Below are 12,347 nucleotides of genomic sequence, written 5' to 3'. Positions count from 1 at the left end.
ACGCGCCTTGCCGCGTTTCGCATGTGTTTTCGAAACCCCCTTGATCCGCTCGGCGAGTCGACGTAATTATATGAACAAGTGTTCAATAATGGGAGGAGGGGCTCATGTTCACGCACACAATGAATTTTGATCTGGGTGCGGACATCAACGCATTGCGCGAGATGGTGCACCGCTTCGCGCAAGAGCGCATCAAGCCTATGGCTGCCGAGATTGATCAGAAAAACGAGTTTCCAAATGAGCTTTGGAAAGAGTTTGGCGAGCTTGGTCTGCTGGGCGTCACCGTGCCGGAGGCCTATGGCGGTGCAGAGATGTCCTATCTGGCCCATGTGATCGTGGTGGAGGAGCTGGCCCGCGCAAGCGCATCGGTGTCGCTGTCCTACGGTGCGCATTCCAACCTCTGCGTAAACCAAATCAAGCTCAACGGAACGGAAGAGCAAAAGCAGAAATACCTGCCCCGCCTGATTTCCGGCGAACATGTCGGGGCGCTGGCGATGTCTGAGCCTTCTGCCGGTTCTGATGTGGTGTCCATGAAACTGCGTGCTGAGAAACGCAACGACCGCTACATCCTGAACGGCAACAAATATTGGATCACCAACGGGCCGGATGCCGACACGCTTGTGGTCTATGCCAAAACCGATCCGGACGCTGGCCCGCGCGGCATCACTGCCTTCCTGATTGAAAAAGAGATGAAGGGTTTCTCCACCAGCCCGCATTTTGACAAGCTGGGCATGCGTGGCTCCAACACCGCAGAGCTGATTTTTGAAGACTGCGAAGTGCCGTTTGAAAACGTGCTGGGCGAAGAGGGCAAGGGCGTCGCAGTGCTGATGTCAGGGCTGGACTATGAACGTGTGGTGCTTGCGGGCATCGGCACGGGCATCATGGCGGCCTGTCTGGATGAGGTCATGCCCTACATGGTGGAGCGCAAGCAATTTGGCACCTCCATCGGGAACTTCCAGCTGATGCAGGGCAAGATCGCGGATATGTATACCGCGATGAACTCGGCGCGCGCCTATGTTTATGAGTGCGCGAAAGCTTGCGATCAGGGGCGCATCACCCGTCAGGATGCGGCGGCGTGCTGTCTTTATGCCTCAGAGGTTGCCATGACACAGGCGCATCAGGCTGTGCAGGCCTTTGGTGGCGCAGGGTATCTGTCTGACAATCCGGTGGGGCGCATTTTCCGCGATGCCAAGCTGATGGAAATCGGCGCAGGTACCAGCGAAATCCGCCGTATGCTGATTGGTCGCGAACTCATGACTGCAATGGGCTGATGGTCAGGCGCGCTGCACATCGGGGTCCGCGCAACGCAAAAGGGCGAACAACCGTTCGCCCTTCGCCAAGCTCTATGCGTCGCTCTGCATGGCGGAGCGCGCAGGGTTTAGAAGCGGTGCACGTAGCTCGCGGAGACCACAATCGGGTCGATTTCCGCTTTGCCGATAGCGCTGCCGTTAAGCGTGACATCGGAATCGATGTCGATCCAGCGCACATTGAAACGCACGGCGCCGCGATCAGAAACCGCATAGTCGACACCTGCGTTCAGCGCGAGGCCCCAGCTGTCATCCAGCTCGAGAGTGCCAAGCGCGGACTCTTCTTCAAAGAAGGTCGTGTAGTTGATACCCACGCCGAAGAACGGGGTGAACTTGCTGTTGGTCGGAATGTGGTAGTTCACGGACAGGGTGGGTGGCAGCTGCTTAACTTTACCCGCGGTTGCGCCACTCGCAAGCGTAACGGTGTGAGAGAAAGGCGTCGCCGCCAGCAACTCAATACCGATATTGTCGCGGATGAAATACTCAGCGGTGAAGACCGGGCGTGTGTTGCTGTCGATGCTGGAGTCAGAAGTCTCGCCAGCCAGCAGACCGTTGCCGGATTTCGGGTTCACATTGCCAACACCAACGCCAACGGTCCAATCACCTTGGGATTGCGCAAAAGCAGGCGCAGAAAATGCGGCCAGAGCGGCTGTCAGAGCCAGCGCGGAAGTCATACGTTTCATGGAGGGTCTCATTTCATAGTCGTTATGAGGGGTTATGTGCGCAATGTGACCGACTCGCTGCACCGCCGCACTGATCTAAATCAAATCCGCGTGAACAGTTGGCGCGGTCTACCTAAGCGACGCCAAAACTGGGGGTCATATGAAGCTGCAATCTAAAGTTATCACGGGATCTGAGGATTTTGCCGCCAACCGCGCGGCCCATCTGGACATGCTCCAGACCGTGCAGTCAGCCGCAGAAAAGGCGCGGATGGGCGGCGGGGAGAAATCCCGTGCTCGTCACGAAAGCCGTGGCAAGATGCTCCCGCGCCGTCGCGTGGCGGGGCTGCTTGATCCGGGATCGCCCTTTTTGGAAATCGGCGTGACGGCGGCACATGGCATGTATGACGATGCCGCACCCAGTGCCGGTGTTGTGGCCGGGATCGGGCGGGTGCATGGCCAGGAGGTCATGGTGGTCTGCAACGACGCCACGGTGAAGGGCGGCACATACTTCCCGATGTCGGTGAAAAAACACCTGCGCGCTCAGGAAATTGCCGAGCAGAACCATTTGCCCTGCGTCTACCTTGTGGACAGCGGTGGCGCCAACCTGCCCCAGCAGGATGAAGTCTTCCCGGATCGGGATCACTTTGGCCGCATCTTCTTCAATCAGGCCAATATGAGCGCGAAGGGCATTCCCCAGATCGCCGTGGTCATGGGCTCCTGTACGGCAGGCGGAGCCTATGTGCCCGCGATGTCCGATGTGACCATCATCGTCAAAGAGCAGGGGACAATCTTTCTCGCAGGGCCGCCTCTGGTGAAGGCCGCAACCGGTGAAGTGGTCAGCGCCGAAGACCTTGGCGGCGGTGACGTTCACACCCGCCTTTCCGGTGTTGCCGACTATCTTGCCGAGGATGATGCCCACGCGCTTGCGCTGGCGCGTGAGTCTCTGAAACATCTCAACCGCACCAAACCTCAGACCGTGGACTGGGCCAGCTCCGAAGAGCCAGCCTATGACCCGGAGGAGATACTCGGTGTGGTCCCCGGTGGATTGCGCACGCCTTACGACATTCGCGAGGTCATTGCCCGCGTGGTGGACGGCAGCCGCTTTGATGAGTTCAAGAAACGCTTCGGGGAAACGCTGGTCTGTGGCTTTGCCCATGTCAAAGGCTGCCCTGTGGGCATCATTGCCAACAACGGCGTGCTCTATTCCGAAAGCGCCGCCAAAGGCGCGCATTTTGTAGAGCTCTGCTCCCAACGCCACATTCCTCTGGTCTTCTTGCAAAACATCACGGGCTTTATGGTGGGGCAGAAATATGAGGCCGAAGGCATTGCCCGTCATGGGGCCAAGATGGTGACCGCCGTTGCCACCACCAAAGTGCCAAAAATCACCATGTTGGTTGGTGGCTCCTTTGGGGCTGGCAACTACGGCATGGCAGGCCGGGCCTATTCCCCGCGCTTCCTCTGGACGTGGCCCAACTCCCGGATTTCGGTGATGGGGGGCGAGCAGGCCGCAGGCGTGCTGGCGACGGTCAAGCGCGACGCGATCGAGCGTCAGGGCGGGGCATGGTCCGCTGAGGAAGAGGCGGCTTTCAAGCAGCCAACCCTTGATATGTTCGAGGAGCAAAGCCACCCGCTCTATGCCTCGGCGCGTCTGTGGGACGACGGCATCGTTGATCCGCGCAAGACCCGCGATGTGCTGCATTTGAGTCTGTCCGCCGCGCTGAATGCCCCGATTGAAGACACAAAGTTTGGTGTCTTCCGGATGTGATTGGCCCGCAGGAGGCAGCCCCTGCGCCCCCGGAAAGTTCCGGGCAAAACGAAGAACAAGGTCGGGAGGCCGAGATGTTTGAAAAAATCCTGATTGCCAACCGTGGTGAAATTGCCTGCCGCGTGATGGAAACGGCCCGCGCCATGGGGGTAAAAACCGTCGCGGTCTACTCGGACGCGGATGCGGGTGCCAAACATGTCGCGCTGGCCGATCAGGCGGTGCACATCGGTGGGGCCGCACCGGCAGAAAGCTATCTGAAAGGGGATGTGATCATCGCCGCCGCACTGGAAACCGGCGCTCAGGGCATTCATCCAGGCTACGGGTTCCTCTCTGAAAACCCCGCGTTTGTGGAGGCTGTCGAGGCGGCGGGTCTGACCTTTATCGGCCCCTCTGCTGAGGCCATTCGCGCCATGGGGCTCAAAGATGCCGCCAAAGCGCTGATGGAGAAGGCCGATGTGCCCGTGGTGCCGGGCTATCACGGCGCAAATCAGGATCCTGCGTTTTTGGCCGAACAGGCAGATGCCATTGGCTATCCGGTTCTGATTAAGGCGGTCGCGGGCGGCGGCGGCAAAGGCATGCGGCTTGTGGAGGAGCCTGCCGAATTTGCCGATGCGCTGGCCAGCGCACAGGGGGAAGCCACCACCGCCTTTGGCAACCCTGATGTGCTGATTGAGAAATTTGTCACCAGCCCGCGCCATATCGAAGTGCAGGTGTTTGGCGATGGAACGTCAGCGGTGCATCTGTTTGAACGGGACTGCTCGTTGCAGCGTCGGCACCAGAAGGTGATCGAAGAAGCGCCCGCACCGGGCATGACCGAAGAGATGCGCGCGGCTATGGGTAAAGCGGCGGTGCGCGCGGCCGAGGCGATTGGCTACAAAGGCGCAGGCACCATCGAGTTTATCGTCGATGGCAGCGATGGTCTGCGGTCCGATGGGTTCTGGTTCATGGAAATGAACACCCGCCTTCAGGTCGAACATCCTGTGACCGAAGCGATCACCGGTGTGGATCTTGTGGAATGGCAACTGCGCGTGGCCTCTGGGGAACCACTTCCCAAGTCTCAGGACGCATTGACCATCACCGGACATTCGTTTGAGGCGCGCATCTATGCAGAAGATGTGCCCAAAGGCTTTTTGCCCGCCACAGGTACGCTCAGCCATCTGGAGTTCCCAGCGCAGGCGCGTATCGATAGCGGTGTGCGCGCCGGCGACACGATCAGCCCTTGGTATGATCCGATGATTGCGAAGCTTGTCGTGCATGGCCCGACCCGCGACGTGGCACTGAAACAGCTTGAGCGCGCCCTGCGTTGGACCGATGTCGGCGGCACTGTGACCAATGTGAGCTTTCTGGCTTTGCTGGCGGCGCAGCCCGACTTTGTGGGGGGAGATGTGGACACGGGCCTGATTGATCGCAACATCGACACGCTGGCCCAGCAACCTGTCGCCTGCACCAAGTCCCGCGCCATCGCAGGGCTGACCGCCATGGGCCTGCGCCCCTTGGACGGCACGGCCCCCGCAAACACTTTGGTACTGTGGTCCCCGCTCACCCATGTGGTCACGCTCACCCATAATGAGGAGCGTTTTGATGTGGCGGTGCAGGTGAATGACACCGGCGCCTATACTGTGCAGATCGGTGAGGTCAGCCACGAGGTCACCTATAAGACCGGTGCTTGGTGGGTCGACGACACCAAAACCCTCGCCCGTACAGCCCGCAGCGGCAATGAGCTGACGGTGTTCTGGGGCAATGGCTATCGTTTTACGGTTGTTGATCCGCTGGAGCGCGAAGACGAAGCCGCAACAGGCGGCAATCTCATCGCGGCACCGATGCCGGGCCTTGTGAAGGCGATTTTTGCCGACGCAGGACAAACCGTGGCACAGGGTGACCGGCTGGCGATTTTGGAAGCCATGAAAATGGAGCACTCCCTGCTCGCACCACGCGATGGCATTGTCGCCGACGTGCTTGTGACAGAAGGCGCGCAGGTGGAAGACGGCTCCGCCTTGATCCTGTTGGAAGAAGAGGAGAACGAAGAATGAGCATCAGACTGCACCATGTTCCGTTCTCCCGGTCCTTCCGTGTCCTCTGGATGCTCGAAGAGTTGGGCCTTGAGGCCGAGATCATCGCCCACAGCATCCGCAAAGGGACCATGCGCGCGCCTGAGGTGAGGGCGATCAGCCCCGCCGCCCGCGCTCCTGCTATAGAAATCGACGGGTTCACCATGATCGAAAGCGGCGCGATCCTTGAATATCTCGCCGAAACCCACCCGGAGGCGGCTCTTGGTGTGGCCGTCGGCGCTCCAGAGCGGGCCAAATACCTCCAGCTCATGCATTTTGCCGAAACCCAGGCGGGTTTGATTGAGCATCTCAATATGCAGCATGTGTTCCTGCGTGACCCGGCGCTGATCTCCCCGACGGTCATCAAGCTCAACACCAAGCGTCTGCAGGTCACCATGGCGGCGCTTGAAGGCATGCTGGGCGATCAGGAATTCCTCCTGCCCACGGGCTTTGGGGCGGCAGATATCATGATGGGCTTCAATCTCTATTCTGCGCCTTATTATGTGGCCCTTTCGGAGTATCCCAAACTTGAGGCCTACCGCGCGCGGCTTGAAACACGCCCCGCCTATCAGGCAGCTCGGGCCAAAGATGGCGCGCAGGAGTTTTACACACAGGATTTCTACCCGATTCCGGAAGGGGCCTGATCCATGGCGGAATATGTCGAGGTCTTTGAGGTCGGTCCGCGCGATGGTCTGCAAAATGAAAAGCGACAGATTCCCACGGCGGAGAAGATCGCGCTGGTGGATTGCCTGAGCAATGCGGGGTTCAAGCGCATCGAAGTGGCAAGTTTTGTCAGCCCCAAATGGGTGCCGCAGATGGCAGACTCCGCTGCTGTGCTCGCGGGCATCATCCGCAAAGCCGGTGTGAGTTATGCGGCTCTGACCCCCAACATGCGCGGCTTTGAGGGCGCAGTTGCAGCACGTGCGGATGAGATTGCGATCTTTGGCTCGGCCTCGGAGGGGTTTTCCAAGGCCAACATCAACGCCACCATCGCGGAAAGCCTTGAGCGTTTTACCCCGGTTGTCGCGGCAGCCAAGGAAGCGCAGATCCCTGTGCGCGGCTACATCAGCTGCGTCACCGATTGTCCCTATGACGGCCCGACACCCCCGGAAAAGGTGGCGGAAGTGGCCAAACATCTCAACGATGTGGGATGTTATGAAATCAGTCTTGGTGACACCATTGGACAGGCCACGCCGGAAAGCACCACAGCCATGTTGCAGGCGGTGCTGGAGGAGGTGCCTGCCGCAAAACTGGCGGGCCACTATCATGACACCGCAGGCCGCGCGCTTTTGAATATCGAGGCATCGCTTGCGCTTGGTCTGCGTGTGTTTGATGCGGCCGTGGGTGGTTTGGGCGGATGCCCCTATGCGCCTGGAGCAGCCGGCAATGTGGCAACCGAGGCAGTCGCGTCGCGGCTTGAAACCCTCGGCTATGAAACCGGCCTTGATCTGGCTGTGGTGTCTCAGGCGGCAGAGATGGCGCGCGCCATGCGCATGCCCACGGAATAAGGACTGATCTGAATGCGCTTTGAAACGCTCTTGATTGATGTGGATGCACGCGGCGTCGCAACGCTCATGCTCAACCGCCCGGAAAAACACAATGCCATGTCCGGTACCATGATCACCGAACTCAAACAGGCCGCCGAAGCCCTTGGCGCGGATCCTGCAGTGCGTGTGGTTGTGCTGACCGGGGCGGGCAAATCGTTCTGTGCGGGCGGGGATCTTGGGTGGATGCAGGCGCAGATGGCGGCTGATGCAAAGACCCGTTTTGTCGAGGCCCGCAAACTGGCGGAGGCCCTGCAGGCGCTCAACACCCTGCCAAAACCCTTGATTGGCCGCCTGCAGGGCAACGCTTTTGGCGGGGGTGTTGGCATGGCCAGCGTCTGTGATGTGGCGATTGGCGCTGACAGCCTGACCATGGGGCTGACCGAAACCAAGCTGGGTCTGATCCCGGCAACCATCGGGCCTTATGTGCTGTCCCGCATGGGGGAGGCGATGGCCCGCCGTGTGTTTATGTCGGCGCGCCTTTTCAAAGCCCCGGAAGCGGTGGCGCTTGGGCTGCTGGCCAAAGCGGTTCCGACCGATGATCTGGACGCCGCCGTGGAGGCAGAAGTTGTCCCGTATCTCTCCTGTGCACCGGAAGCTGTGGCGCGCGCAAAGGCGCTGGCGCGCAAACTTGGGCCAACAATTGATGACGCTGTGATCGATCACACAATTTCTGAGCTCGTGGCCTGCTGGGAAGGGGCTGAGGCGCAGGAAGGCATCAAAGCGTTTTTCGCCAAAGAAAAACCGGCTTGGGTGCGCTAGGCTGGCATGGGGTGCAGCTCTCGCTGCACGCTGTCTGGTTCTGGGAGACGCAAGCCGATGCGCTGGATCTTTCTTTTCGTGCGCACCAATTTGCGCCTGCTCTTTGTGGTGAGCCTTTTGGCCAACCTTGCGCTTGGCGTACTCAACTTTGTGGTTCAGCCGATTTGGCGCGCCGCAGCTGTCACCAGCGCGCTGGCGCTGGCCGAGGTGAAATCTTAGGCCGAAGAAAGGCGCGCTGTCGCCAAGGCCTGATCCAAAGAGAAAGCCAAGGCGCGCCTTCGGCGGGTGGCCGTCGCGGTTCCGGTTGTTGGCCTCGCTGCGGCAACCGCTTTTGAGTATGCGGCATATCAGCGCTGGCAGGCCGAGAACCCGAGCCAAACCTTTGATGATTATGCCGCTGCAATTCTTGCCAGCAGTCAGGAAGTGGCGGGCGAGGTGGCGGGCGAACTCACCGAAGTCTTTCCCGAATGGGCCACCCCAGATGTAAACGCGCTGATGCAGGCCATGGAGGCCGGGCTGCAAAATCTGCGCCATTTTGCCGAAGCCGCCCCCACAGTAGTGCCGGAATAAACACGTAAGATCAGAGGGTAAAGCGCGCCAGCGCGTCTTGCACGTCTGTCTGACGTAGTGAACTTGCCGAAGTTGACGAAAACCCTGCGGTATTAACCATTTTTGGAATCAACCCTTTCGGCCGCGGTCAATCGCGCAGATTCGCGGGGCCACGTTGCAGGCGCTATTCTTTCACAGATGCAGTTTTTTGCCTTAAGCAATTCTTTTTTAATAGGAAACGTGAAATCAACTGACCGTGGGCAGGCCATGCAAATTGTTGACCCAGACATGACGCGACGGTAAACCCACGGAGAGTATTTAAAGCCATCTGACTGCACCAACTCGGCGTGCATGAAAGGAGCTACCATTGGAAGAGATGCTCAGGGAATATTTCCCCATTCTCGTCTTTATGGCCGTAGCGATCGGCCTCGGTCTTGTTTTCATTCTTGCCGCCGTTGTTTTGGCCGTTCGCAGCCCCGACCCCGAAAAAGTCAGCGCCTACGAATGTGGCTTTAACGCCTTTGATGACGCCCGCATGAAATTCGATGTGCGCTTCTATCTGGTTTCGATCCTTTTCATCATCTTCGATCTGGAAATCGCCTTCCTGTTCCCTTGGGCCGTCGCCTTCAAGGATGTGTCGATGATCGGTTTCTGGTCCATGATGGTGTTCCTGGCCGTATTGACCATTGGGTTCGCCTATGAATGGAAAAAAGGAGCGCTGGAATGGGAGTGATGACCGGTTCAAATACCGCTGGAGTTGACCGCGAGGTAGTCACTCAAGCCATCAACACAGAGCTTCAGGACAAGGGCTTTCTGCTCACTAACGCCGAAGATCTGATCAACTGGGGTCGCACAGGGTCCTTGCACTGGATGACCTTTGGTCTGGCCTGCTGCGCGGTTGAGATGATGCACACCTCCATGCCGCGTTATGATGCCGAGCGCTTTGGCATCGCACCACGTGCCTCCCCGCGCCAGTCTGACGTGATGATTGTAGCAGGGACGCTGACCAACAAAATGGCCCCCGCGCTGCGCAAGGTTTATGACCAGATGCCAGAGCCGCGCTATGTGATTTCCATGGGATCCTGCGCAAACGGCGGCGGCTACTACCACTACAGCTACTCTGTTGTGCGCGGTTGTGACCGCATTGTCCCCGTCGACATCTACGTTCCCGGCTGTCCGCCCACCGCAGAAGCGCTGCTCTATGGTCTGCTTCAGCTGCAACGCAAAATCCGCCGCACGGGGACCATTGAACGATGAGCGAAGCCCTGAATGAACTTGGCGCTCACATCGAATTGAAGCGCCCCGATTGTGTCCTGAACTGGCACGTCGCCTTTGACGAGCTCACCATCGACGTGACGCCCACCAACATTGTGGAGTTTGTCGATTTCCTGCGCTCTGACGCCACATGCCGTTTCTCCACGCTCGTGGACATCACTGCTGTGGACTATCCGGAGCGCTCCCGCCGTTTTGACGTGGTTTACCACTTCCTGAGCATGTTCCAGAACCAGCGCGTGCGCCTGCGCGTGGCCGCACGTGAGGACGAGACCGTTCCGTCTATCACCTCGGTGCATCCGTCGGCCAACTGGTTTGAGCGCGAAGTCTTTGACATGTTCGGGATTATCTTCTCAGAGCACCCGGACCTGCGCCGCCTGCTGACCGACTATGGCTTCCGCGGCCATCCGCTGCGCAAGGATTTCCCGACCACCGGCTACACCGAAGTGCGCTATGACGAAGTGCAGAAACGCGTGGTCTATGAGCCGGTACAGCTCACGCAGGATTACCGCCAGTTTGATTTCATGTCGCCATGGGAAGGGGCCAACTACATCCTGCCGGGCGACGAGAAAGGGGACGCGAAGTAATGCCTTTGGAATGTCTTGTAGAAGATGACCTAGTGGGCTGCGCGGTTTCCTTCGGGATTTTGGCGACACCAGTTTTGGTCCTAGTTGGAGCGCTAGTGTGGCTAGGGGTTTTTGCTCGTAAAAAGCTGCATGTGAACAGTAAGGAGAACGGCTGATGGACGGCTCCAAATTCGATGACGGCAGCGTGGATGCGCTGAGCGGCGAACAGAAGATCCGCAACTTCAACATCAACTTCGGCCCGCAACACCCGGCGGCTCACGGCGTGCTGCGCCTGGTGCTGGAACTCGACGGTGAAATCGTAGAGCGCTGCGACCCCCACGTGGGTCTGTTGCACCGCGGCACCGAAAAGCTGATGGAAAGCCGCACCTACCTGCAGAACCTGCCCTATCTCGACCGCCTCGACTATGTGGCGCCGATGAACCAAGAGCACGCATGGTGTCTGGCGATTGAAAAACTGACCGGCACCGAAGTGCCACGCCGCGCTCAACTCATTCGCGTGCTGTTCTGCGAAATCGGGCGTGTGCTGAACCACCTGATGAACATCACCACTCAGGCGATGGATGTCGGCGCACTGACCCCGCCGCTCTGGGGTTTTGAAGAGCGCGAAAAGCTCATGGTGTTCTATGAGCGCGCCTGCGGTGCGCGTCTGCACGCCAACTACTTCCGCCCTGGAGGTGTGCATCAGGATCTGCCCGACAAGCTGGTCGATGACATCGAAGAATGGGCCATCGAGTTCCCGCAGGTGATCGCGGATATTGACGAGCTGCTGACCGAAAACCGGATTTTCAAACAGCGCAACGTCGACATCGGCGTCGTGACCGAGCAGGACGTGCTGGATTACGGCATGTCCGGTGTGATGGCGCGCTCTGTGGGCATGGCATGGGACCTGCGCCGCGCGCAGCCTTATGAGTGCTACAACGAGTTTGAATTCCAGATCCCGGTTGGCAAAAACGGCGACTGCTATGACCGCTACCTGATGCGCATGGAAGAGATGCGCCAATCGGTCAGCATCATGCGCCAGGCCATTGTGAAGCTGCGCGAAGCCACCGGCGACGTGCTGTCGCGCGGCAAGCTGACCCCGCCCAAACGCGGTGACATGAAAACCTCGATGGAAAGCCTGATCCACCACTTCAAGCTGTACACCGAAGGCTTCCACGTGCCTGCCGGTGAGGTCTACGCCGCTGTCGAAGCACCCAAAGGCGAATTTGGCGTCTATATGGTGGCGGATGGCACCAACAAACCCTACCGCGCCAAGCTGCGCGCGCCGGGCTATCTGCATCTGCAAGCGATGGATCACATCGCCACCGGCCACCAACTCGCCGATGTCGCCGCCATCATCGGCACCATGGACATCGTGTTCGGGGAGATTGATCGGTGAATTTGACACAACTACGATCTCTTCTGTTTTTGGCTTTGGGGTTTGCGCTACTACTTGCGGAAGGCATGTGGACCCGCGCGGAAGCGCAACAAATTCAAGTCCCAACGTCGCAGGCCTTCATGCGGTGTGCCCTTAATGAAAGCCAACTAGGAGGGTCTCTGGATTTTTCAGTGGGTGATTTTGGAAGCTGTGATGCGGGGATGAGTTTTCAGAAACCGAACGGGCTCGGTACCTCAGATGTATCCGTGACGACGCTTGGCGCAGGAACAACCAAAGCGGTGTTCAAAATTTTGGAGACGCAAGGCGATCCGCTCTACAAATTTCTGTATGACGTTTGCCCGACGCTCTTTAACGGTATGTACGACCTCATGCAGCCTGGCAGCAAAATGGCTGAGTTGTCTCGAATACCAAACACTGATCTAGTTTTGCTAAATTGCAATATGACCCTTCCGCTTGGCAAAGAGGACGCTGAATAA

14 protein-coding genes are annotated in these 12,347 nt (G+C 58.8%); 13 read left to right on the top strand and 1 reads right to left on the bottom strand.

Features of this window, described 5'->3' with window-relative positions; all coding sequences use genetic code 11:
- Positions 1-104 precede the first annotated feature (104 nt).
- Positions 105-1,268 (top strand): isovaleryl-CoA dehydrogenase, encoded by a 1,164-nt coding sequence (locus tag J7400_RS17375; protein WP_209065354.1) that lies wholly within the window; start codon positions 105-107, stop codon positions 1,266-1,268.
- 107 nt (positions 1,269-1,375) lie between these two features.
- On the opposite strand, the gene J7400_RS17370 is transcribed toward J7400_RS17375, so the two are convergent.
- Positions 1,376-1,987: an OmpW family outer membrane protein gene (locus J7400_RS17370; protein ID WP_209065353.1), complete on the bottom strand. Its 612-nt coding sequence runs from the start codon at positions 1,985-1,987 to the stop codon at positions 1,376-1,378.
- Between the two features lie 139 nt (positions 1,988-2,126).
- On the opposite strand from J7400_RS17370, the gene J7400_RS17365 reads away from it, so the two are divergent.
- From J7400_RS17365 to J7400_RS17310, 12 genes are all read left to right on the top strand, one after another.
- Positions 2,127-3,731, top strand: a complete 1,605-nt coding sequence (locus J7400_RS17365; RefSeq protein ID WP_209065352.1) for a carboxyl transferase domain-containing protein — start codon at positions 2,127-2,129, stop codon at positions 3,729-3,731.
- A 74-nt stretch (positions 3,732-3,805) separates the two neighbouring features.
- Entirely contained in the window at positions 3,806-5,761 is a 1,956-nt protein-coding gene (locus J7400_RS17360) for an acetyl/propionyl/methylcrotonyl-CoA carboxylase subunit alpha (protein ID WP_209065351.1), read from the top strand.
- A complete protein-coding gene (locus J7400_RS17355) occupies positions 5,758-6,423 on the top strand; it encodes a glutathione S-transferase family protein (RefSeq protein WP_209065350.1) in 666 nt (221 codons plus the stop codon). The genes J7400_RS17360 and J7400_RS17355 overlap by 4 nt, the downstream gene beginning before the upstream one ends.
- A 3-nt stretch (positions 6,424-6,426) precedes the next feature.
- Entirely contained in the window at positions 6,427-7,287 is an 861-nt protein-coding gene (locus tag J7400_RS17350; RefSeq protein ID WP_209065349.1) for a hydroxymethylglutaryl-CoA lyase, read from the top strand.
- A 12-nt stretch (positions 7,288-7,299) separates the two neighbouring features.
- Entirely contained in the window at positions 7,300-8,085 is a 786-nt protein-coding gene (locus J7400_RS17345) for a crotonase/enoyl-CoA hydratase family protein (protein ID WP_209065348.1), read from the top strand.
- Between the two features lie 57 nt (positions 8,086-8,142).
- Positions 8,143-8,304, top strand: coding sequence for a hypothetical protein (locus J7400_RS17340; protein WP_209065347.1), 162 nt, complete (start codon positions 8,143-8,145; stop codon positions 8,302-8,304).
- 66 nt (positions 8,305-8,370) lie between these two features.
- A complete protein-coding gene (locus J7400_RS17335; RefSeq protein ID WP_209065346.1) occupies positions 8,371-8,655 on the top strand; it encodes a hypothetical protein in 285 nt (94 codons plus the stop codon).
- Between the two features lie 346 nt (positions 8,656-9,001).
- The gene (locus J7400_RS17330; protein WP_209065345.1) at positions 9,002-9,367 is read left to right on the top strand and encodes an NADH-quinone oxidoreductase subunit A; all 366 of its coding nucleotides are present in this window, start codon (positions 9,002-9,004) and stop codon (positions 9,365-9,367) included.
- The gene (locus tag J7400_RS17325) at positions 9,358-9,891 is read left to right on the top strand and encodes an NADH-quinone oxidoreductase subunit B (RefSeq protein WP_209065344.1); all 534 of its coding nucleotides are present in this window, start codon (positions 9,358-9,360) and stop codon (positions 9,889-9,891) included. Before J7400_RS17330 ends, J7400_RS17325 begins: the two co-directional genes overlap by 10 nt.
- On the top strand, positions 9,888-10,493 hold the full coding sequence (locus J7400_RS17320; RefSeq protein ID WP_209065343.1) for an NADH-quinone oxidoreductase subunit C: 606 nt from the start codon (positions 9,888-9,890) through the stop codon (positions 10,491-10,493). The genes J7400_RS17325 and J7400_RS17320 overlap by 4 nt, the downstream gene beginning before the upstream one ends.
- A 154-nt stretch (positions 10,494-10,647) precedes the next feature.
- Positions 10,648-11,871, top strand: a complete 1,224-nt coding sequence (locus tag J7400_RS17315; RefSeq protein WP_209065342.1) for an NADH-quinone oxidoreductase subunit D — start codon at positions 10,648-10,650, stop codon at positions 11,869-11,871.
- Positions 11,868-12,347: a hypothetical protein gene (locus tag J7400_RS17310; protein ID WP_209065341.1), complete on the top strand. Its 480-nt coding sequence runs from the start codon at positions 11,868-11,870 to the stop codon at positions 12,345-12,347. The genes J7400_RS17315 and J7400_RS17310 overlap by 4 nt, the downstream gene beginning before the upstream one ends.

Source organism: Shimia sp. R9_2, from assembly GCF_017743735.1.
Classification (GTDB): Bacteria; Pseudomonadota; Alphaproteobacteria; order Rhodobacterales; family Rhodobacteraceae; genus Shimia.
Note: the sequence above shows the minus strand (reverse complement) of the source record. Positions and strands in the feature narration are given on the sequence as shown.